The organism is Lentzea sp. NPDC020367, from assembly GCF_044387305.1.
GTDB lineage: Bacteria > Actinomycetota > Actinomycetes > Mycobacteriales > Pseudonocardiaceae > Lentzea.
On record NZ_JBIRVV010000007.1, the window covers coordinates 89,896 to 110,837 of the forward strand.

The 20,942-nt window shown below is 67.7% G+C and carries 22 protein-coding genes; 7 read left to right on the forward strand and 15 right to left on the reverse strand.

Features of this window, described 5'->3' with window-relative positions:
* Nucleotides 1–74 precede the first annotated feature (74 nt).
* Nucleotides 75–422, forward strand: a complete 348-nt coding sequence (locus ACH413_RS28595; protein WP_319978290.1) for a metalloregulator ArsR/SmtB family transcription factor — start codon at nt 75–77, stop codon at nt 420–422.
* Nucleotides 415–951: an SRPBCC domain-containing protein gene (locus tag ACH413_RS28600; RefSeq protein WP_360043347.1), complete on the forward strand. Its 537-nt coding sequence runs from the start codon at nt 415–417 to the stop codon at nt 949–951. The genes ACH413_RS28595 and ACH413_RS28600 overlap by 8 nt, the downstream gene beginning before the upstream one ends.
* 103 nt (nt 952–1,054) lie before the next feature.
* Here the strand turns inward: ACH413_RS28600 and ACH413_RS28605 are convergent, their stop codons facing one another.
* The 4 genes from ACH413_RS28605 to ACH413_RS28620 all read right to left on the reverse strand — a co-directional run bounded on the left by ACH413_RS28605 (nt 1,055) and on the right by ACH413_RS28620 (nt 3,930).
* Nucleotides 1,055–1,996: an MBL fold metallo-hydrolase gene (locus ACH413_RS28605; protein ID WP_360043344.1), complete on the reverse strand. Its 942-nt coding sequence runs from the start codon at nt 1,994–1,996 to the stop codon at nt 1,055–1,057.
* 27 nt (nt 1,997–2,023) lie between these two features.
* Nucleotides 2,024–2,452: a CBS domain-containing protein gene (locus tag ACH413_RS28610; RefSeq protein ID WP_360043342.1), complete on the reverse strand. Its 429-nt coding sequence runs from the start codon at nt 2,450–2,452 to the stop codon at nt 2,024–2,026.
* A gap of 144 nt (nt 2,453–2,596) precedes the next feature.
* Nucleotides 2,597–2,770, reverse strand: coding sequence for a hypothetical protein (locus tag ACH413_RS28615; RefSeq protein ID WP_360043339.1), 174 nt, complete (start codon nt 2,768–2,770; stop codon nt 2,597–2,599).
* Nucleotides 2,771–2,967: 197 nt separating this feature from the next.
* Nucleotides 2,968–3,930, reverse strand: coding sequence for a DUF6923 family protein (locus ACH413_RS28620; protein WP_360043336.1), 963 nt, complete (start codon nt 3,928–3,930; stop codon nt 2,968–2,970).
* A gap of 315 nt (nt 3,931–4,245) precedes the next feature.
* On the opposite strand from ACH413_RS28620, the gene ACH413_RS28625 reads away from it, so the two are divergent.
* Entirely contained in the window at nt 4,246–5,004 is a 759-nt protein-coding gene (locus ACH413_RS28625; protein ID WP_360043334.1) for a DUF4239 domain-containing protein, read from the forward strand.
* Here ACH413_RS28625 and ACH413_RS28630 read toward each other — a convergent pair.
* The 3 genes from ACH413_RS28630 to ACH413_RS28640 form a co-directional block, all read right to left on the reverse strand.
* Complete coding sequence (locus ACH413_RS28630; protein WP_319978296.1) at nt 5,001–5,657, reverse strand: EcsC family protein; 657 nt, start codon at nt 5,655–5,657, stop codon at nt 5,001–5,003. The two genes, ACH413_RS28625 and ACH413_RS28630, sit on opposite strands and share 4 nt — an antisense overlap.
* A 10-nt stretch (nt 5,658–5,667) precedes the next feature.
* A complete protein-coding gene (locus tag ACH413_RS28635) occupies nt 5,668–8,181 on the reverse strand; it encodes a PEP/pyruvate-binding domain-containing protein (RefSeq protein ID WP_360043330.1) in 2,514 nt (837 codons plus the stop codon).
* Nucleotides 8,182–8,268: 87 nt separating this feature from the next.
* A complete protein-coding gene (locus tag ACH413_RS28640; RefSeq protein WP_360043327.1) occupies nt 8,269–9,165 on the reverse strand; it encodes an ADP-ribosylglycohydrolase family protein in 897 nt (298 codons plus the stop codon).
* 37 nt (nt 9,166–9,202) lie between these two features.
* Between ACH413_RS28640 and ACH413_RS28645 the strand changes: the two genes are divergently transcribed.
* Nucleotides 9,203–10,003: a LysR substrate-binding domain-containing protein gene (locus ACH413_RS28645; protein WP_360043324.1), complete on the forward strand. Its 801-nt coding sequence runs from the start codon at nt 9,203–9,205 to the stop codon at nt 10,001–10,003.
* Here ACH413_RS28645 and ACH413_RS28650 read toward each other — a convergent pair.
* The gene (locus tag ACH413_RS28650; RefSeq protein WP_360043321.1) at nt 9,978–10,529 is read right to left on the reverse strand and encodes a hypothetical protein; all 552 of its coding nucleotides are present in this window, start codon (nt 10,527–10,529) and stop codon (nt 9,978–9,980) included. The two genes, ACH413_RS28645 and ACH413_RS28650, sit on opposite strands and share 26 nt — an antisense overlap.
* 99 nt (nt 10,530–10,628) lie before the next feature.
* Between ACH413_RS28650 and ACH413_RS28655 the strand changes: the two genes are divergently transcribed.
* Nucleotides 10,629–11,150 carry an HNH endonuclease gene (locus ACH413_RS28655; protein WP_360043318.1) on the forward strand — a complete coding sequence of 174 codons (522 nt, stop codon included), beginning with the start codon at nt 10,629–10,631 and terminating at the stop codon, nt 11,148–11,150.
* 38 nt (nt 11,151–11,188) lie between these two features.
* Here ACH413_RS28655 and ACH413_RS28660 read toward each other — a convergent pair whose 3' ends face one another.
* From ACH413_RS28660 to ACH413_RS28670, 3 genes are all read right to left on the reverse strand, one after another.
* Nucleotides 11,189–14,017 (reverse strand): vitamin B12-dependent ribonucleotide reductase, encoded by a 2,829-nt coding sequence (locus ACH413_RS28660; RefSeq protein ID WP_360043315.1) that lies wholly within the window; start codon nt 14,015–14,017, stop codon nt 11,189–11,191.
* 65 nt (nt 14,018–14,082) lie between these two features.
* Nucleotides 14,083–14,553, reverse strand: a complete 471-nt coding sequence (gene nrdR / locus ACH413_RS28665; RefSeq protein WP_030464916.1) for a transcriptional regulator NrdR — start codon at nt 14,551–14,553, stop codon at nt 14,083–14,085.
* 272 nt (nt 14,554–14,825) lie between these two features.
* A complete protein-coding gene (locus ACH413_RS28670) occupies nt 14,826–15,098 on the reverse strand; it encodes a hypothetical protein (protein WP_360043312.1) in 273 nt (90 codons plus the stop codon).
* A 234-nt stretch (nt 15,099–15,332) separates the two neighbouring features.
* Between ACH413_RS28670 and lexA the strand changes: the two genes are divergently transcribed.
* The gene (gene lexA / locus ACH413_RS28675; RefSeq protein WP_396425377.1) at nt 15,333–16,010 is read left to right on the forward strand and encodes a transcriptional repressor LexA; all 678 of its coding nucleotides are present in this window, start codon (nt 15,333–15,335) and stop codon (nt 16,008–16,010) included.
* Here the strand turns inward: lexA and ACH413_RS28680 are convergent.
* On the reverse strand, nt 15,994–16,734 hold the full coding sequence (locus ACH413_RS28680; RefSeq protein WP_360043309.1) for a helix-turn-helix domain-containing protein: 741 nt from the start codon (nt 16,732–16,734) through the stop codon (nt 15,994–15,996). The two genes, lexA and ACH413_RS28680, sit on opposite strands and share 17 nt — an antisense overlap.
* Before the next feature lie 108 nt (nt 16,735–16,842).
* Between ACH413_RS28680 and ACH413_RS28685 the strand changes: the two genes are divergently transcribed.
* A complete protein-coding gene (locus ACH413_RS28685) occupies nt 16,843–17,973 on the forward strand; it encodes a cytochrome P450 (RefSeq protein ID WP_360043306.1) in 1,131 nt (376 codons plus the stop codon).
* A gap of 14 nt (nt 17,974–17,987) precedes the next feature.
* Here the strand turns inward: ACH413_RS28685 and ACH413_RS28690 are convergent, their stop codons facing one another.
* From ACH413_RS28690 to ACH413_RS28700, 3 genes are read right to left on the reverse strand one after another with little or no spacing between them, the layout of a single operon-like run.
* Nucleotides 17,988–18,902: a hypothetical protein gene (locus tag ACH413_RS28690; RefSeq protein WP_360043303.1), complete on the reverse strand. Its 915-nt coding sequence runs from the start codon at nt 18,900–18,902 to the stop codon at nt 17,988–17,990.
* Between the two features lie 35 nt (nt 18,903–18,937).
* Nucleotides 18,938–20,398 carry a GTPase HflX gene (gene hflX, locus ACH413_RS28695; protein ID WP_360043300.1) on the reverse strand — a complete coding sequence of 487 codons (1,461 nt, stop codon included), beginning with the start codon at nt 20,396–20,398 and terminating at the stop codon, nt 18,938–18,940.
* A 25-nt stretch (nt 20,399–20,423) separates the two neighbouring features.
* Nucleotides 20,424–20,924, reverse strand: a complete 501-nt coding sequence (locus ACH413_RS28700) for a winged helix-turn-helix domain-containing protein (protein WP_360043297.1) — start codon at nt 20,922–20,924, stop codon at nt 20,424–20,426.
* Between the last annotated feature and the right edge of the window lie 18 nt (nt 20,925–20,942).

Sequence of the window (20,942 nt, forward strand, 5' to 3'; positions counted from 1 at the left end):
TCGAACTTATAGGCCTTGAGGCCGATCTTCCGATGCTCGACATGGGCGCACTTAGGTGTTAAAAACCTTACGTAATGAAGTTGCCACATGACGATGACGCCGTCTGGCGCGCCCTCGCGAACCCGCTGAGGCGCGCGATCCTCGACGTCCTGCGCACGGGACCGCGCACCACGGGAGAGCTGGTCGAGGAGTTGGAGACCAGCCGGCACGTCGTCATGCAGCACCTCGGTGTGCTTCGCGAGGCCGATCTGGTGCTCGTGGAGCCGCGGGGCCGGAAGCGGGTCAACCACCTGAATCCCGTGCCCATCCAGCAGATTCACCAGCGGTGGGTCGCGCATTACGAGGAGAACTGGGCAGCGGCGCTGGTCGGCCTGAAGTTCACGGTCGAGAGCGCCGAACAGGAGGATGAGGACGTTGGCTGAACCCGGCACCGAGCTGTTGCACAGCATCGTGATCGCCGCGCCCATCGACAAGGTCTGGGCGGAGATCACCAAACTCGACGGCAAGCAGCGCGCCATGATGGACGCGATTCTCGACTCCGCGCTCGAGCCGGGCGCGCCGTTGTACTACCGGTCGACCGACGGGAAGCGGGTCTTCGTCGTCGGCCGCGTCGTCGAGGTCGACCCGCCGCGGCTGCTCTCCCACACGCAGCGGCTCACCATGCGCGACGACCCGTGGACCGTCGTCTCGTGGGAGCTCGAAGAGGTTGACGGCGGCACGCGTGTCACGCTGCGCAACTCCGGTTGGCCCGAGGGCGTCAAGCGGCTCGACAAGGTCGACGCCACCTGGAAGGGCATCCTCGCCGCGCTCAAGCAGGTCGTGGAGTCCGGCGACGTCGGCGCCGGCCTGAGGTTCCAGTACGCGATGATGCGCGCCTTCATGTGGGCGATGCCGTCAGGCACCAAGACCGAGAACGTTCCCGAACCGCCCGGCATCGGCCAGGCCGTCTAGAACGTGAAACCTGGTTTAGCAATGACTCTTTTGACGACGAAGTCCAAAGAGTCATTGCTAAGCGGCAGGTCAGGCAGGTGCGGGAAGTGATATATGGGGTGGGCTAGGCGTGGCAGGCGATGGGGCCGCCGTGGAGTTCCATCATGTCCATCCAGACGCGAGGGAGTTCGAGGCGTTCGGAGAGGGGCTTGCCGTCCAGTTCGTGGTAGGCGCGGTGGAGGTTGCCGACCAGGCGTTCGGACTCCTGCCACGACCAGAAGCGCGACTCCCCCGCCTCGCGGACGACCTCCATCGGGGTCTTGGCGGCGGCGTGGCCGGACGTGGCGAGTTCCGAGAGATACGTCGTGTAGGCGACCAGGTCGTCCAGGACGCGGTTGATCTCGGAGCCCCGCAGTAGCGGACCGTGACCGGGGACGACCACCTCGGCGTCGAACGAGCGCAGGAACTCGAGCGCGGACAGGTAGCCGTGGATGCTGCCCTCGGCGAGGAACGGCTGGCCGCCCGCGAAGACCAGGTCGCCGGTGAACAGGACGCGTTCGGCCGGAAGCCACACGACGGTGTCGCCGCGGGTGTGCGCCGGGCCGGGGTGGTGCAGTTCGACCACCCGCGTGCCCAGGTGCAGCGTCAGGGACGTGGCGTAGGTGAGCAACGGCGGGCGGACCTCGATGTGGCCGTAGTCCGGGCCGGTCAGGACCTGCGCGGCGAGCAGGCCGGCGGCGAGCACCTCTTCGCGGCACGCGTCGTGGCCGACGATCACGGTCGACGGTGGCATCAGCCAATTGCCGAAGGTGTGGTCGCCGTGGTGGTGGGTGTTGATCACGTAGCGGGGTTCGGCGGGGCACACCGACGCCACCGAGGCGAGCAACGCGCGGTTGCGTGCCTCGGTGGACGTGGTGTCCACGAGCAGCAGCGTGTCGTCGGAGCCGACGACGACGCCGGTGTTGTTGATCATCCAGGACCCGTCGGGCTGGATGTAGGCGTGGACTCCCGGTGCGACCTCCACCAGTTCTGGGACGAGTCCGGGCTGACCAGGAGAAGGTTTCACCCGATCCAGCGTAGTGAGTGGCTCGGGTCAGCCCTGGGCGATGTAGGCCTGCAGCTGGTCCTGCGACTGTTCGAGCTGCCCGATCCGGCTCTTCACCACGTCGCCGATGCTGACGATCCCGACCAGTTGCCCGTCGGACAGCACGGGCACGTGCCGGAAGCGCCGCTCGGTCATCACGACCGTGAGGCTGTCCACCGTGTCCGACGGCGAACAGGTGAAGACGTCGGCGGTCATGATCGCCGACACGGGGGAAGACAGCAGGTCAACGCCCACTTCGTGCAGGTGACGCACCACGTCGCGCTCCGACACGATCCCCGCGACGCCGGAAGAACCGACGACGACGATCGCGCCGATGTTGTGTTCGGCGAGCGCTCTGAGCAGTTCGGACACCGGAACGTCCGGGTCGATTGTGGCGACCGCCGTTCCCTTGGCACGCAAAACGTCAGCGATCCGCATCTGGCGCCTCCGATCCTGTCGGTCCGGTAGCAACTCAGGCTAGATCGGATCCGGACAGAACGGGAGATCGAACCCACGAAGAGAGCAGGGGACGCGTTCGGTCGAACGCGTCCCCTGCCGGTGTCGCGCCTGGTTCGGCGTCGGCTACGCGGTTCCTCCGCGGCGACGGGTCGCGAACTGGCGCGGCTGGACCAACGGCGCGCGCAGCTGCGGCGGCTGGAAGTGCGCGTTCTGGTCCTGCTTGCCCCGCTTCTGCGCACGACGCGCGGCGCGGTTGCCCGGCTCGGGCTGGGGCTGGGGTTGGGTGGTGTCAGGCATGCGAAAGCCTCCTCGCGAAGAGGGCGTGCAAAGGGCACGGCGAAAAACAGCCGTGAGAGATGGACCCGCTCATGGGTCACCGGAGGCGCGCGACGACGAGGTCGCGAGGGCAGCGTCAAGAGCGCTGCGGGGCTTCATCAGATGAGGCGCATGTCCGCAACGTTAGCGACGCCGTCGCCGCACGCCAACCGAATTAACTAGCCCCGTGCGCGAGCGGCCGCCGCTCCGGCGCCGAACATCACGAGGATGACGGTCACCACCGCCCACTTGCGGGACTTGGTCAGCGGAGTCGTCTCCGGATCGGCCGCGAGTTCCTGGCGAGGCTCGGTCCTCTGACGCGCGGCGCGGACCGGCACCGGTTGCGGCGCAACGGAAGACGGCGGGGTCGTGGCGACCGGAGGCGGCTGCCGCACGATCGGCACGGGCGCCGGGACCGGAGCGGGAGGAACGCCAGGGGCGGGAGGTGGCGGAGCCGGTACCTCGGGGCGGGGAGCGGGAGGTTCGACGCGGGGCGGCATCGGGTTCGGCAGACAACCCGCCGCGTCGATCAGACCCATCTGCGGACCCGTCGAGAGCTCTGCCGCCGTGGTGCCCGTGACGCGGTAGAGGCGGCTAGAACCGTTGTAGCCGTTGTTGATGGCGTAGACGGTGCCGGCGGCGTCGATCACCACGGCGCCGTAGGTGGACTTGCCGGGCAGGCCGGCGATCTCCGTCCTGCTCTGCACGCGCCCGGACACCGGATCGAACGACACGACCTCGCCCGGTCCCCAGCCCGCGGCCGACACCCCGGTCAGCTTGCCGGTCGCCGGGTCGGCGGTGAAGTCGTCGAGCATGAGAGCGGGCCAGTCCAGCACGACGGTCCGCACGATCTTGAGGTACGACGGGCTGGCCGGGTCGATGTCGATGGCGTGCAGCCGGGCGGTGTCACGCACGTAGAACGTGGTGCCGACGACCGCTCCCGCCGACACGTCGTCGGTGCGGAACCAGTGCGCGTCAACAGGTCCGAGGTCGTTGACGACGCCCTTGGTGTCGATCAGCACGACATGGGAGGGGTTCTTCCACCAGTGATGACCCTTGGACGTGAGACCGACCAGACGGCCCAGCGTCGCTGAGTACCCCAGTGCGTTCACCGCGTAGTCCAGGCGGGCTACTTCTGTCACCCCACCGGATGAGACGTCCACTTTCGTGAACGTCGAAAAGTCTCCACGATGGGATGAACGGACTTGATAAGCGTCACAGTTCGGGAGTGCGGCCTGAGCAACGGCGCTGGTGAACGGCGCGGAAAGCATCAACAGGGACGAGACACCGCCCAGTGCGAGCATATTCCGCCGCCACCGGAATGGAGTAGCCCAATACGACAACCGGGTATCACTGCTGTTGCCGCGCATTCCCACCTGACCATTACTCGTTAACCAGACCGTGCTGTACCGGTCACAGTAGACCGTGGTCTAATCCCACACCAGAAAGGAGCCGAATTGAGCATTTACCTCAGCGGCACGCTCTGGGTTCTCGGTGCTGCCGCCATCTCCGCCGTTCTCGTCGTCATCACCCGCCGGTTCGGCTCGGAGGAAGTGGGCGAGAAGAACCTCGGCGCGGGCGGATCGGTGTTCAGCATCGTCGCCGGACTGCACGCGGTGCTGGCCGCCTTCATCCTGATCTCCCTGTTCGACGCGGCCAACGGCGCGGAGGAACAGGTGCAGAAAGAGGCCAACTCCCTCGTCGCCGTCAACTGGTCCTCGGACTCGCTGCCCGAGCCCTCCAAGACCAAGGTCGACGACCTGATCCGCGACTACGTCTCGACCGTCGTCCAGGACGAATGGCCCCGCATGCGCGACGGCGAGAACGTCGACAACGCGGGCTGGACCACGTTGAACCAGATCAGGGACACGATCGCGGCGGCGGCGCCGGACGGCGACTGGCAGCAGGACCGCAAGGCCGAGGCGGCGAACCAGCTGTGGGAGGTCTACCAGGCCAGGCAGGAACGCCTGGACGCGGCGGACAACGGCGTCAACCCGGTCGTGTGGCTCGCGCTGCTGATCGGCACCGGTCTCTCGCTGCTGTTCCCGTACCTGTTCCGCGGGCCGACCCTGACCTCACAGCTGCTGATCACGATCACGCTGACCTCGACGCTGGTTCTGCTGCTGTTCGCGATCTACCAGCTGCAGAATCCGTTCAGCGGTGGCGTGCTGATCCCGTCGGACGCGTTCAGCTCCGCACTGGACCGGCTCAGTTAGCGCGAATCGGACTTTCCGTCGGCTTCCTCGATCTGCACGGACAGCACCTCGCCGTCGATGACCTTCGGCAATGCGTCCGTCTGAGCGAAGTAGCGATTTGCGAATGCGCCGACCGCTCTGGTAGAGGCGGCGTCGATGCCCCCGCCGATCACGCCGCCCAGCACCGGAACACCCTTCGCCGCGACGGTGCCGAGTTTCTTCGTACCGTATTTTGTGATGAGTGCCGACGCGGCCTTCTTGGTGAACTGCTTGATGCCGACCTTTTTGAACAGCTCGGTTCCGGCATTGCCGAGCAGGCACAGCAGGATGGCCATCTGCACCTCGTCGCTGTCCACGTCGTGGCCGCGCAACGACGCGATGGACGCGATGAGGTGCGTCTGGATGACGTACGTGGCCGCGATGTTGGACGGCAGCGACACCGGAAGCGTGATCAGGCCGCCGAGGTTCGTGACGAAGCCCTGGGCACCCGCCAGGGCGACGTGCGTGCGGATGAGGTGCTTGATCGCGTCGACCTCGTCGCCCTTCTTGACGAGCGCGTCGGACGCGGACTCGCGGGCGCTCTTGAACGGGCCGAAGCCGTCGACGCCGGCGCGCAGCAGGTAGTCGGCGATGCCCTGCTGGACCTTGTTCAGCTCACCCTTGGACTCAGCCACAATCCCGACATTACGCGTTCGGTTGCCCCGATGACGCGTCAACAGGCTGTTCCAGCAGAACCGCGCCGGTGGCACCGTCCACGGTGATCCGCTCGCCGGTCTTGATCCTCGTCACGGCCTCGCGCACGCCCACGACCGCCGGAATCCCGTACTCCCGCGCCACGACCGCGCCGTGCGAGTTCGCGCCGCCCATCTCCATCACCAGGCCGCCCGCCGTCAGGAACAGCGGTGTCCAGCCGGGATCGGTCGACGGTGCCACGAGGATCTCGCCGGGTTCGAGATGCGCGCCGACCGGGTCCATGACAACGCGCGCGACACCGGTGATCGTGCCCGCCGACGCCGGCGTGCCGACGAGATCGCCCTCCACCGCGGCGCCGTGGTGCACCGCTTCGGGTTCCGTGCCGTCCGACAGCAATACACGCGGGATGTGCCTGCGTCGCATCTCGCGGCTGTAGACCTCACGGCGCTCGACCACGAGCGGGCGCAGATCTCCTTGCGGGGAGCGCATTTCCTCGAAGTTCAGGAAGAACACGTCGTCCGTGGTGTCGAGGCGGTCGGCCGCGACGAGCTGGGCACCGATGTCGGCGACGCGCTTCCGCAGCGCGCCGAACAACGTGATGACCAGGTACTTCGGGTACTCCCGCAGACCGGCGAGCAACCTGGTGCGGCGCAACGCGAAGCGCACGAACCAGCCACGGCCCCACGCGCGGCGGGCGAGCGTGTCGATCATCGCCTCGGCCTCGGCGGCGCCACGGGCGAAGACCACGTCCGGGTGGGCCTGGCCTTCTTCCAGGCGCAGGAAGTTCTTCACGACGCCGATGACGTGCGCCGGGTCGTCGGACCACCTCGGCAGGCCCAGGTCGATCTCGGCGACGGCGCGATGGCCCCACCGCGCGAGGAACCGGTCGAGCGCGGCAGGACGTTCGCCGTTCTGGAACTGCCGCAGCGCGACGGGGTCGTGGCGGATCTCCTGCGCCAGGTCCCACATCGCCATGTCCATCTCGGTGGTGATGTTGTTCGGCAGGCCGCGCAGCACGGTCTGCAGCTCCCCCGGCCTGGTCTTCACGATTTTGCCGACCAGGCCGAGCATCGCGAACCCGATCAACGCGGTGGGCGCGAGCCGAGGAAGCACGGGCACGACGCACTGCTGCAACGCCTGCTCGATCGGGAGGGCCGCGGACTTCTGCAGGACCTCGCGCTCCAGCAGCAGCGCGTTCCGCACGGCCTTCTCGGGGTTCGCCAGCGCCTTCATCGCGGTCACAGGTACGTGGAAGCGGCGGGCGAGCCGGAGAACGCGCTTCAGGGCGGGCGCCGGCGAGGAGTTCCTGATCGCGAACCTCGGGTCGTCGAACAGGCCGCGCAACACCTCGGAGGAGCGCGCCTCCATCACACCGAGCAGGCGCGTGACGAACACGCGGCCCACCTTGCTCTGCAACGCCTTCGTGGCGTCGAAGAAGATGCGCTCGCCGGCCTCCACATAGGACTTGCTCTTCGGGTCTCCGATCACGATCTCCAAGGCGGACTTGGCGATCTCCCGGAACGCCGCGCGCCCCATCGGCGTGATCGGGCGTTCTAGCCCCTGCGCGAGACTGAAGCAGAAGTAGACGTGCGCGTTGCCGTCCGGGTTGTCCGGCAACGGGAACAGCGTCGTGATCGGGCGCGCCTGGGTGAGGTGCAGGTCCCCTTCGTCGTCGATCGCCCACTCGGTGTCCTGCGGCGAGCCGTAGTGCTGCTGCACCTTGCGGCCGAGGACGGCGAGCGCGTGGATCTGCCCGTCGGTGAGGCATTGTTCTTCGCTCTCAGCGACTTCGAGGTGTTCGGTGCCGCCGCCGGGCAGCGAGCGGATGACGAACTTCTTGTCCCCCAGGCGCTTCTCGACGATCTCACCGCCGTCGACGACGAAGTGGTCGGGGTTGACCGCGCCGGACACCACGGCCTCACCGAGACCGGGGCTCGCGTCGATGACGATCTGGTCGCGCGTGCCGGTGACCGGGTTCGCCGTGAACATCACGCCGGACACCGCGGACTGCACCATCCGTTGCACGACAACGGCCAGGTAGGTCGTGGTGTGGTCGATGCCGTTCGTGTCGCGGTAACTGACCGCGCGATCTGTCCACAGCGAGGCCCAGCACCGGCGCACGGCGTCGACCACCGCGTCCTCGCCCACGACGTTGAGGAACGTGTCCTGCTGGCCCGCGAAGCTCGCGAACGGCAGGTCCTCGGCCGTGGCGCTGGATCGGACAGCCACGGGTACGTCGTTGCCGAGCTCGCGGTACTCGGCAACGATCACGTCCCGGATTTCTTGCGGCACAGCGGTTTCCAGCAACGTCCTGCGGGCGTTCTCCGGAGTGGTGCTCGCCAGTTCGTCGGCCTGCGCGACGGCGCGGTAGGCGTCCGTGGTGACGCAGAAGCCCTGCGGCACCGGCAGGCCGGCGCTGGTGAGCTCACCGAGGTTCGCGGCCTTGCCGCCGACTGCGGCGAGCATCGTGCCGTCGATGGACTTGAAGTCGATCGTGAGCGCCATGGTTACCCCTCCAGGTTCCGCTGAGGAAGAGGTTACGAGCGTTCGGCCGAAAACTCAACACGTGATGAATAAATCACTCCGCAGAGGTCAAAGTTCCTGTTCAGAGCGACTCACCCAGTCCGGGAGCGGCTCACGTTCCTGCCGCCACTGCTCCGGCGGGTTCGCGACGATGCCACCGACGATCGCGGCCGTGGTGTCGACGTCGCCACCTGCCCGGACGCACGTCGTGATGGCGGCGCGGTAGTCGCCGAGGTGGCGGTCCGCGACCCAGAGCGTGAACGGCACGGTGTCCTGCGCCGTCACGCGCGAGCCGTTGCCGAGGACGTACGCGGCTTCTTCGGCATTGTCGATCTTGCGCGCCTTCTCGATCCCCTTGCGCACGAACGAGTCTTCGAGGTGGTCGAGCACCGTCCCGAGCAGATCGCGTGGTGGCGCACCGGTCAGCCGCGCCCTGGCTGCGACGGCCGACGCGTGTGCCACCGCGAGGCCGCCCATGACGCCCTCTGGATGCTGGTGCGTCACCTCGCTGGCCCGGATCGCCTGCGTCGTAACGGTTTGAGGGTCGTCGGCGAAGTACGCGCCCAACGGTGCGATCCGCATCGCGGCGCCGTTGCCGCACGAACCCTGCCCGTCGAACGCGCTGGAGGCTGCCTCTTTCCACGGTGTGCCCTGGCGAATCTTGCGCAGGATGGTGAAAGCCCCCGCGCCGTAACCGCGGTAGGGCTCGCAGCGATCGGCGAACGTCGCCGCCAGCCGGGTCTGGTCGACGTCGCCGTGATCACGAAGCTCGGCGACGAGGTTGCAGGCCATTTCGGTGTCGTCGGTCCACTCCCACGGGCCTCGTGGCGGCTTGCCGGCCACGAGGTCGGGCAACGAGCGGCCGACCATGAAGAACTGTGCGCCCAGAGCGTCGCCGACGGAGAGCCCGTCGAGCGAGGCGTATGCGAGGTCCAGGCGCGCACGAGTGTGCAGAACTATGCGCATCACCTGCGATTTTACCGGTTTGGCCTACTCTGGGCACATGGATTTGGACCTGCGGAAGCTGCGGTACTTCGTGGCGGTCGCGGAGCATCTGAACTTCGGCCGCGCCGCCGAGGCCCTGCACATCGCGCAGCCGGTGCTGTCGCGGCAGATCCGCGCGCTGGAGACCGAGCTCAAGGTGCGGCTGTTCGATCGTTCCTCGAAAGGGACGGCGCTGACGCCTGGTGGCGAACAGCTATTGAGCGACGCACGGCCGTTGCTCGCGCAGGCTTCGGCGCTGCTGCGGCGCGTGGGAGTGGCGGACACGTTCACCGTCGGGTTCATGCCGGGACTGATCGTCACGCCCGCCGCGCGGCTGCTGGCGTCACGGCACCCCGGTCTGCGGGTCGACGTGCGGCGCACGACGTGGGACGACCAGGTCGAGGTGATCCACGACGGCCGCGTCGACGCCGGCTACGTGCGGCTGCCGGTGCCGGCGGACGGGCTGAGGATCGTGCCGTTGTTCGAGGAGCCGCGCGTCGCCGTGCTGCCGGCGACGCATCGGTTGGCGGGCAAGGAAAGCGTGCTGGAGGCGGACCTGTCCGGCGAGCGGCGCGTGCAGCACACGAGCACGCCGGGGATCCGGTCCGTCGAGGAGAAGCTGGAGCACGTCGCGATGCACGGCGGGGTGGCGATCCTGCCGTTGTCGACGGCGACGTTCTACTCGCGCGAGGACCTCGTGCACGTGCCGATCGAGGACATCGCGCCGAACGAGGTCGCGCTGGCGTGGTCGGCGCACCGGCACACGCCGCTCATCGCCGAGTTCGCGGACATCGTCAGCGCGACAGCCCCGCAGGGGTGAAGACGAAGCTGTCGCGGAAGCCTCCGTCGCCGCGCCGGGTCGCCATCAGCCGCATCTCCGGCATGAAGTGGAAGAACACCAGCGACCCCGACCGGTCCGGGTAGCCGAGCGTCTTCGAGTACTTGGGATTCGTGCCGCCCAGCCACAACGGCGGCTCGCCGTACTCGGCGATCACGTCGTCGAGCAGGCAGTCCCGTTCGCCCAGCACACCGGGGATGCGGCTGTCGGCGTCGAGCGACAGCCAGCCCTGGCGGTGCGCGAGATCCGCGTACACCGACGCCATGACGTCCTCGCTGCGGTGCCCGAGCGCCTCGTGCACCGCGCCGCTGACCATCGCCGCGTTCGCCGCGCCGCGCTTCACCAGCGCGTCCAGCTCGATCTGCCACCGGTCCGTGCGGTCGTCGGCGAACGCCAGCGCGTCCAGCAGGGTGAGGATCACCGCCTCACCGCCGTACATGCCGGGACGCCGGACAGCGGCGTTGAGCTGACCGAGCAGGTAGCGGCGTAAGTCGTCGAACGAACGCATCTCTCCCCCTTAATGCGAGATGTTCTATCAGTTGCGGGTAGGCGAAACGGAATCGCCTTCATGACCGACAGGGGAGTCAAAGACTGGGGAGAGGACCACATGAGCATCAGCAACCGGCAGATCGTCGCGTACTGGGTCGAGCACGAGGTCGAACTCAGCCTCGACTGGAGCACCGCCCACGAACGCTGCTGGCGCTGCGGTTACAGGTCCTCACTGGAGCAACACCTTGTCGTGCCTGCGTCAATGGGTGGCAGTCGCACCACGGACAACGTGGTGCTGCTGTGCGGGCGCTGCGTCGGCGAGTCGCCGAGCCACGTGGATCCGCAGTACCTGTGGCGGTGGCTGCGCGCGACGTCCACGTCGTCCAGCGACACGTACTGGACGCTGCGCGGCTGGGAGGAGTTCGAGACGATCTTCGGCCGCAAGCCGCTGGAGTGCTTCAGGGAGGCGGAGGTCGACCACCGCTCGTTGAACGCCGAATGCCGGGCGCTGGCGGCGGACGAGTTCGCGAAGACCGTCGTTCGCTTCGGGGAGGGCAGGCTCAACCCGTCGACGATCGCGTGCGTGATCGCGGAGATCGAGAAGAAGCTGGCGGACCGTCACGGCATCAAGCTGCCGTGACGGTCCGTCGCATCAGTTACTGGTTCTAGCTCCAGCTATCAGCTGCAGCCGGACGTGCTGCCGCAGCCCTCGCACAGGTAGCACGAGCCGGCCGGACGCATCTTCGTGCCGCAGGTCATGCACAGCGGCGCGTCAGCGGCCTTGCCCAGGTGCAGCTCCAGCAGCTCGGTGGAGCTACCGACGTGCTTCGGCGTCTCGACGGCGGCCTCGACCTGCTTCGGAGCGGCCTCCACCGATCCACGCAGACCCTCGAGGTCCACGTCGGACGACACGGGCGCGCCGTACTCGCCGGCCACCTGCGCCGAACGCTCGTCGGCGGTGAAGATGCCGAGCTGCGCGCGCTTGTCGTAGGACAGGTAGTCCAGCGCCAGGCGGCGGAACAGGTAGTCCAGCACCGACGTCGCGATGCGCACGTCCGGGTCGTCGGTCATGCCCGCCGGCTCGAAGCGCAGGTTCTGGAACTTCGAGACGTAGAACTCCAGCGGGATGCCGTACTGCAGACCCACCGAGATGGACATCGAGAACGCGTCCATCACGCCGGCCAGCGTGGAGCCCTGCTTGCCCAGCTTGACGAAGATCTCGCCCAGGCCGTTGTCCGGGTAGGAACCGGCGTGCAGGTAGCCCTCGGCGCCACCGACCGTGAACGACACGGTCTGCGACGGGCGCTTCTTCGGCAGGCGCTTGCGGACCGGGCGGTACTCGACGACCGTTTCGGCGGCCTTGGCCTCCGCGCCCTTGTTCGCGCCCTTGCCGGCCGACAGCGGCTGGCCGACCTTGCAGTTGTCGCGGTAGATCGCGAGCGCCTTCAGGCCGAGCTTCCAGCCCTGGTAGTAGATCTCCTCGACGTCGGCGATCGTCGCCGCCTCGGGCATGTTGACCGTCTTGGAGATCGCGCCGGACAGGAACGGCTGCGTGGCCGCCATCATCCGCACGTGGCCCATGGGCGCGATCGAACGCTCGCCCATGGCGCAGTCGAAGACCTCGTAGTGCTCGCGGCGCAGACCCGGCGCGTCGACGACGTGGCCGTGCTCGCCGATGAACTCGACGATCGCCTCGACCTGCTCGTCCAGGTAGCCCAGGGACTTGAGCGCGCGCGGCACCGTCTGGTTGACGATCTGCATCGAGCCGCCGCCGACGAGCTTCTTGAACTTGACCAGGGCCAGGTCCGGCTCGATACCGGTGGTGTCGCAGTCCATCATCAGGCCGATGGTGCCGGTCGGGGCCAGCACGGACGCCTGGGCGTTGCGCCAGCCGTTCTTCGCGCCGATCTCGAGCGACTGCTGCCACGCCTCGGTCGCGACCTTGTGCGTCGCCGAGTCGTTGCCGCCGTAGGTGCGGATCAGGTCGTTGGCCGCGGCGTGCTTGCGCATGACGCGCTGGTGCGCCGTGGCGTTGCGCTTGTAACCGTCGTACGCGCCGACCATGCCCGCGAGCTCGGCGGAACGGCGGTACGAGACACCGGTCATCAGCGAGGTGATGGTCGCGGCGAGCGCGCGGCCGCCCTCGGAGTCGTACGCGTGGCCGGTGGCCATGAGCAGCGCGCCGAGGTTGGCGTAGCCGATGCCGAGCTGGCGGAACTTGCGGGTGGTGTCCGCGATCGGCTCGGTCGGGAAGTCCGCGAAGCAGATCGAGATGTCCATCGCGGTGATGATCAGCTCGACGGCCTTGGCGAACGTGACGGCGTCGAACTTGCCGTCGTCGCTCAGGAACTTCATCAGGTTCAGCGACGCGAGGTTGCAGCTCGAGTTGTCGAGGTGCATGTACTCCGAGCACGGGTTGGACGCGGTGATGCGGCCCGACTCGGGGCAGGTGTGCCAGTCGTTGATCGTGTCGTCGTACTGGATGCCGGGGTCGGCGCACTCCCACGCGGCCTTCGCGAGCTTGCCGAACAGCTCCTTGGCGTCGACGCGCTCGATGACCTCGCCGGTCTGACGGCCGCGCAGACCGAAGTCGTTGCCGCTCTCGTAGGCGTGCATGAACTCGTCCGACACGCGGATCGAGTTGTTCGCGTTCTGGTACTGCACCGACACGATGTCCGCGCCGCCGAGGTCCATGTCGAACCCGGCGTCCCGCAGCGCGCGGATCTTGTCCTCTTCGCGCGCCTTGGTCTCGATGAACTCCACGACGTCCGGGTGGTCGACGTCGAGGACGACCATCTTGGCCGCGCGGCGGGTGGCGCCACCGGACTTGATGGTGCCCGCGGACGCGTCGGCGCCGCGCATGAACGACACCGGGCCCGACGCGGTGCCGCCGGAGGACAGCAGCTCCTTCGAGGAACGGATGCGCGAGAGGTTCAGGCCGGCACCGGAGCCGCCCTTGAAGATCAGGCCCTCCTCGCGGTACCAGTTGAGGATCGACTCCATCGTGTCGTCGACCGCGAGGATGAAGCACGCGCTGACCTGCTGCGGCGAGCTGGTGCCGACGTTGAACCACACCGGCGAGTTGAAGCTGAACACCTGGTGCAGAAGCATGTAGGTGAGCTCGTGCTCGAAGATCTCGGCGTCCTGCTCACCGGTGAAGTAGCCGTGCTCGCGGCCGGCGCCCACGTAGGTCTTCACGACGCGGTCGATCAGCTGGCGCAGCGACTGCTCGCGCTTCTCGCTGCCGACGGCACCGCGGAAGTACTTGCTGGTGACGATGTTGGTGGCGTTCACCGACCAGAACTCGGGGAACTCGACACCGCGCTGCTCGAAGTTCACCGAGCCGTCGCGCCAGTTCGTCATGACGACGTCGCGGCGCTCCCAGGTGACCTCGTCATAGGGGTGGCGGCCTTCGGTGGTGTAGACGCGCTGAATCTTCAGCGCGGCAGGCTTCGCAGCCGCCCGTGCGGCTGTCTTCTTGGCTGAGCCGCCGACGGTCTCGGTCACGGTGGATCTCCCTCGTGCTGGTGCTTAGAAAAGATGGTTGTCTCACGCGCTCTGGTGCGCGTGGATCACTGCTCGGCCGGTGCTTCCTCGGCTCTCGCAGTGCGAAGATCAAGAATTTCCTTCTCGAAGTCCTCTACGGACGAGAAGGACCTGTAAACGCTCGCGAAGCGCAGATAAGCGACCTCGTCGAGCTCACGCAGGGGGCCGAGAATGGCGAGGCCTACCTCGTGACTGGCGATTTCCGCGCATCCGGTCGACCGGATCGACTCTTCCACCCGCTGGGCGAGTTGCTGGAACGCGTCCTCGTCGACCGGGCGGCCCTGGCACGCCCTGCGCACACCGACGACCACCTTGTCGCGGCTGAACGGCTCCGTCACGCCGGAGCGCTTGACCACGGCGAGAACCGCTTCTTCGACCGTGGTGAACCTGCGGCTGCAGCTGTTGCAGGAGCGGCGACGACGGATCACCTGTCCCTCGTCGACCTCACGGGAGTCGACCACCCGCGAGTCCGAATGACGGCAGAACGGACACCGCACGCCACCTCACCCCTTCCCAGCGCAGCACTCACCGCAGCAGCCACACTGGTCGGGTTACCCACAACCTGTGGACTACTTACAACGGTGGAACCACTAGATGTAGGGGTAGAACCTAGATCGCAGCGGACGCCGACGCAACTCGACACGGCGCGTCGCGTGTCACCCTGTTGGGCGAACCGCCGACGATCAGCGGTGATTACGCAACGACGCCCGCACATGACGGAGAGAACACGTCACGCCGGGCGCCGGAAACACAAGATGTAGGGGCAGGCCTACGGGGTGACCCCCGCCTGCTGTAGGTAGAGCACGCCGAGCGCGACGACCGTCAGCGCGCTCAACACGCCGACCGCGATGAGTTCGAACACCGACTCGCGCTTCGGCCGGACCTCACACGAACTCGACTCGCGCGACGCGGGCACAGCGACCGGGCGCGGCTTGGTCGCGGGCCTGCGCGGCATGACACGGGGACCCGAACGGAGTGGACGTCCCGCTGCGACGTCCGCGTCTTCGACTACCCGCATCCGCTTCTCGACGAGAACCGCCATCACGACCTCCATCGCAGGTCAACCACCATGATCGAACAGGGGTTCGATCGAACGTCCGTGCGAATTTCTACCAGACCGACTCTCCGAACGCCACAACACGCGCCCAAATACCTCGAACAGGTGTTTGATCTGTGCAGCAAACACGACTACCGTCGACCACGAAGATCGACGGAGGCCGGATTCCCATTCGAACTGGGGGCGGCGAGGAGGACAGCGACCGTGGCAGGCAAGACGATCGACCCGGATCCCGCTCTTGTGGACACACAGGTGGCCGAGATCGCGGGAAACGCCGGCCTGACTCTGCGTCAGCGCAAGGTGCTCGACGTGATCCGCGATTGGGTCGACCGTTTCGGCTACCCGCCGAGCGTGCGCGAGATCGGTGAGGCCGTGGGTCTCACGTCGACCTCGTCGGTCGCCTATCAACTGCGCGCGCTGGAGCGAAAAGGTTTCCTGCGCCGCGACCCGAACCGCCCGCGCGCGGTCGGGATGCTGCCCAACGAGATCGACGCCGGTCTCGACCCGATGTCCAAGCCGACGCCCGCCTACGTGCCGATGCTCGGCCGGATCGCGGCCGGTGGCCCGATCCTGGCCGAGGAGTCGATCGAGGACGTGTTCCCGCTGCCACGCGAGATCGTCGGCGAGGGCGAGCTGTTCCTGCTGCGCGTCGTCGGTGACTCGATGATCGACGCCGCGATCACCGACGGCGACTGGGTCGTGATCCGCAAGCAGCCCACCGCCGACCAGGGCGAGATCGTCGCCGCCATGATCGACGGCGAGGCGACCGTGAAGACGTTCAAGCGCAGGGACGGCCACGTGTGGCTGATGCCGCACAACACGGCCTACCAGCCGATCAACGGCGACGAGGCCACCATCCTGGGCAAGGTCGTGACCGTGCTCAGGCGTCTTCCGTAACCTCGCCGCGGGCCCGCTTCTTCTTCTCGAAGAAGTCGAGCCACTTCTGCCGGGTGGACTCCATGTCCACCACGACGAACGCGAAGAACTGGCCCATGTCCTTGAGGCGGGCTCCCACCGGGGTGCCGAGACCGAAGATCTCGGCACCCTCCAGTCCTGTGTGCGCCCAGACCGAGTTGCGCTGCGCGCTCGACAGCCACGCCCGGTACCAGAGGTCGTCGCCCAGGAAGTAGCGCACGCGCTTGCCGTCGCGCTCGCTGTGCAGCAGGTCGATCTCCTGCAGGTAGCTCGTCGACCGCGAGACGGTCGCCGGGCTGACCGACAGCCGCAGCACCAGTTCCGTCGCGGACAGGCTGCCCTTGTCGGTCATGAAGATCTCCGCGAGGATCCGCGCCGCCGTGAGCGTCAGCCCGGTCTGCCGGAACACGCCGACCAGCCTCAGGTGGAACTCCTGCACCTCCCCCGGACTGCGGTCGAACGAGTACGCCTCGTCATCGACGTCGAGTTCGTCGACGGCAGGCATCCGGCGCATCGCCCGTTCACTCGCCGCCCGGTGCGCGGCACCCGGCCGGTAGTTGTTGTGGCCGCCGTTGCGGGTCACCTCGCGCTGGATCGTCGAGGCAGGCCTTTGCAACCGCCTCCCGATCTCGGAGTACCCCAGCCCGTCCCAGAGGAACTGGGCGATGAGCTGCCGCTCTTCTTCGTCTAGGCGCTTACCAGGCACAACACCATGTTGCCTTGCACCTCAAGCCATTGCAATGAGTCTTTTGACTTCGTCCGCAAACGTTTTTAGCTTGCAGGGAGGGGAAAGACCTCGTTGCAAGGGGGAGCAATGGCCTTGAGTCCGATGACGTACCCGGACGGGCATGTCGGCTGGCGCGCGCACGACCACGCGACTGTGCGCGCCGTGCTCGCAGACGGTCGGTTCAGCATCCGGCCGGATCTGATGCACAACCCGTTCGGGCCGGGGAGTCCCGGTGACGCGCCGCCGACGCCGCCTGGTGCGTTCACCGATCACGACCCGCCGGAGCACACCCGCTACCGGAGCCGGCTGACCGGTCAGTTCACCGTGCGGCGGATGCGGTTGCTCGCCGAGCGGCTCGAGGTGATCACGGGCGAGCATCTGGACGCGCTGGCGGCGCAGGGATCGCCGGCGGATCTGGTCAAGCACTTCGCGGTGCCGGTGCCGGGTCTGATGATCTGCGAGTTGCTGGGGGTTCCGTACGAGCGGCGCAGGGAGTTTCAGCAGGACGCGATGGTGCTGACCGGGGCCAGTGGTGGTGCTGGAGCCGATGAAGCCGTGGCGATGTTCGAGGCGTTCGAGCGGCTACAGCGGTTCATGCTGGAGATGGTCGCGGCGAAGCGGGCGGAGCCGACGGATGACGTGCTGAGCGACCTCGTCCACTCGGAGTCCGGCGAGTCGGACGGGTCACCGCTGACCGACGACGAGATGGCCGCGATGGGCATGGCGTTGCTCGGGGGCGGACTCGACACGACGACGAACATGCTGTCGCTCGGCGCGCTGGAGTTGCTGCGTGAGCAGGCACGGGTGGAGGCGATGCTCGCCGATCCCGCTGCTGCCGTCGAGGAGCTGCTCCGATATATCAGTTTGACGCCCGCTACGGCGCGCACCGCGGTGGAGGACGTCGAGATCGACGGCGTCGTCGTGCGTGCGGGTGACACGGTGTTCGTCGAGTTGGGGTCGGCGAACCGCGATCCGGCTCGGTATGCCGATCCGGACGTTCTCGACCTGGCTCGGGGAACGGCGGGGCATCTCGCGTTCGGGCACGGCATCCACCAGTGCATCGGCCAGCACCTCGCGCGGATCGAGTTGAAGATCGCCTTTCCCGGGCTCTTCACGCGGTTCCCGAAGCTGCGTCTGGCCGTGCCCGAGGACGAGTTGCCGTACCGGGCGAGCCTGGTGATGGGCGGACTGGAGCGGATGCCCGTCGCCTGGGACTGAGTCAGGCCCGAGAATCAGGCCCGGCGGCGGAAGCGCAGGCCGATGACCAGGGCGGCGACGAGCACGATGCCGCCCAGGGTCAGTGCCAGGGGCCAGTTCTGCCAGGAGCCGCCCGGTGAGTCCGAAGGGGACGCCTGGGGCTGGTCTTCGGCCGGCGGGGGCGTCGTGGTGGTCGGCGGGGGTGGCTGAGCCAGGGCCGCGGCGCCCGCCACGGCGCGGATCGGCGTGCCGGCGCCCTCGGAGGCCGAGAGCAGGGTGCCGTCCGGGTCGAAGGCGATGGCCTCGCCCTGGGGTTCGTTCGGCAGCGGGACCCGGACCGGGTCGCCGGACAGCGCCTTGACGACGTCGCCGTCGGGGACCGGGTAGAGGTAGGCGTCGGTGTAGGTGCGCAGGGCGATGACGGAGCCGTCGGGTGTGGAGGCGGCGCCGGTGACCAGGCGCGAGTCGAGGGTGCCTTCCAGCGGGCCGCCCGGGGTGTCCGTCGTCGACAGCGACACGCGTGCCACCTGCTCCAACGGCACCGATATATCAGTTCGGAGCGGGGCCGTCGGGCGATATACCAGCGCGGAACCGAGGGGTTCCTTGGTGATGATGTACGGGGTGCCGGACTTGTCGATGAGCAACGCCTCGGCGTCGTGCTTGCCGTCCGGGTACGTGACGCGGAACCGCTCCACGGCGCCCGAAGGCGAGACCTTGTGCAAGGCGACCGTGGAGCGGGACTTGTTGTTGTCGCCGGTGTCGGACGCCCAGAGGGTGCCGTCCGGCGTCATCGCCAGGTCTTCGACGTCGTAGGGGTCGACGGGCGCGGTGATCGTGCGCGTCACGACGCAGTCGCGGCCCATGACCTGGATGCGCAGCGTGCCGTTGTCGCTGTCGCTGACCGCGAAGAACTGCTTGCCGTCGGACGTGAGCCCGGAGAGCTCCTGCATTTCTACCGGGCACACGTCCACGGGTGGAGGCGGGATCAAGCAGGCGTCCCGTTCGTCGCGAACTCCTCGAGCACGCCGGCGAGGTCCGGGCGCACGCGGGCGCTGAGCAGCGTGCCCGACTCCGTGTGCTTCTCGGACAGGATCTCGCCGTCGCGGTGCACGCGGGCTACGACCTCGCCGCGCGCGTACGGCACGAGAGCCTCGACCACGACCTCAGGACGTGGCATCAGCTCGGCGATGCGGATCTTCAGCTCCTCGATGCCGAGGCCCGAGTGCGCCGACACGAACGACGCGTCCGGGAACAGGTGCCGCAACCGGGCCATGCCCAGGTCGCCGACCGCGTCGATCTTGTTCACGACGAGCAGCTCGCGCGGCATCGGCGTGTCGCTCTTGTCGTTGATCTCGGAGAGAACCTCGCGCACGGCCTTGACCTGCTTCTCCGGCATGCCGTCGGAGCCGTCGACCACGTGCACGAGCAGATCGGACTGGCCGACCTCCTCCAAGGTCGAGCGGAACGCCTCGACCAGCTGGTGCGGCAGGTGCCGGACGAAGCCGACCGTGTCGGTCAGCGTGTACGGCAGGCCTTCCGGCGTCAGCGCGCGGCGCGTCGTCGGGTCGAGGGTGGCGAACAGCGCGTCCTCCACCAGGACACCGGCGCCCGTCAGCGCGTTGAGCAGCGACGACTTGCCCGCGTTCGTGTAGCCCGCGATGGCGATGCTCGGGATCTCGTTCGCCGTGCGGCGACCCCGCTTGGTCTCGCGGATGACGCCGATCGCGGCGATCTCGCGGCGCAGCTTCGAGATGCGCGCGCGGATCCGACGACGGTCGGTCTCGATCTTGGTCTCACCGGGACCGCGCAGACCCACACCGCCGTTGCCGCCACCGGCACGACCACCGGCCTGCCGCGACAACGACTCACCCCAACCACGCAGGCGCGGCATCAGGTACTGCAGCTGGGCCAGCTCGACCTGCGCCTTGCCCTCCTTGGACTGCGCGTGCTGCGCGAAGATGTCCAGGATGAGCGCGGTGCGGTCGATGACCTTGACCTTGAGCTTCTCCTCCAGTTGACGCAGCTGGCCTGGCGAGAGCTCGCCGTCGCAGATCACGGTGTCCGCGCCGGTCGACTGCACGACGTCGCGCAGCTCGGAGACCTTGCCGGAGCCGATGTACGTCGCCGCGTCCGGCTTGTCCCGCCGCTGCACGACGCCTTCGAGCACCTCGGAACCGGCGGTCTCGGCGAGGCGGGCGAGTTCGGCCATGGAGGCGTCGGAGTCCGCGGCCGTGCCTTCGGTCCACACCCCGACGAGCACGACCCGCTCCAGGCGGAGCTGCCGGTACTCGACCTCGGTGATGTCCTCGAGCTCGGTGGACAGTCCCGCGACACGGCGCAGCGCGGCGCGTTCGACGCGTTCGTAATCACCCGTGGAGAAGTCGTCCTCCTCCCACTTGGCGTCGAACTCCGGGTCGAACTCTGTGCTCTGGATGTTTTCCGTCATTTGCCCTTCATCGTCCCACGGACAGTTAGTCCCCCGGATACACCGCGAGGTAGATCGCCACACGGGGAACATCCGGCTTGACCGGTTGCGCGGCCAGCTCATCCATCAACGACGCGAGCCGCTGCTTTAGTTCCTCGGGGTCGACGGTGACGACCAGACGGCTCTGATCCACGTCACTGAGCCCGATGTCGGCAACCTCGCCGAGGAAAGCGTGCAGCATCGCCTCGCCGACGGCGACCGCATTTTCGCTGTTGTCGAGCTCCCAGGACAGTCCTGTCGACCGATAGGGGATCTCTTTCGCGCCCCGGTTGCCCGCGCGGGAGGGCATCGCCTCCAGGAATCCGGCGGCGACGAGCTTGCGCACGTGGTGCAGAGTCGTGGCCGGGTCCTTGCCCAGCCGCTGGGCCAGCTCCTTGTTGGTGAGCGGGCGGTCGAACGTCATGCGGATCATCCGCAGCCGCAGGTCAGAGCTCAGCGCCGCGGCTTCGTCGCTCGTCGCGGGACGTCGCTTCCGGGAGAGTGGCACGAGCGCAGTCTAAGTGAT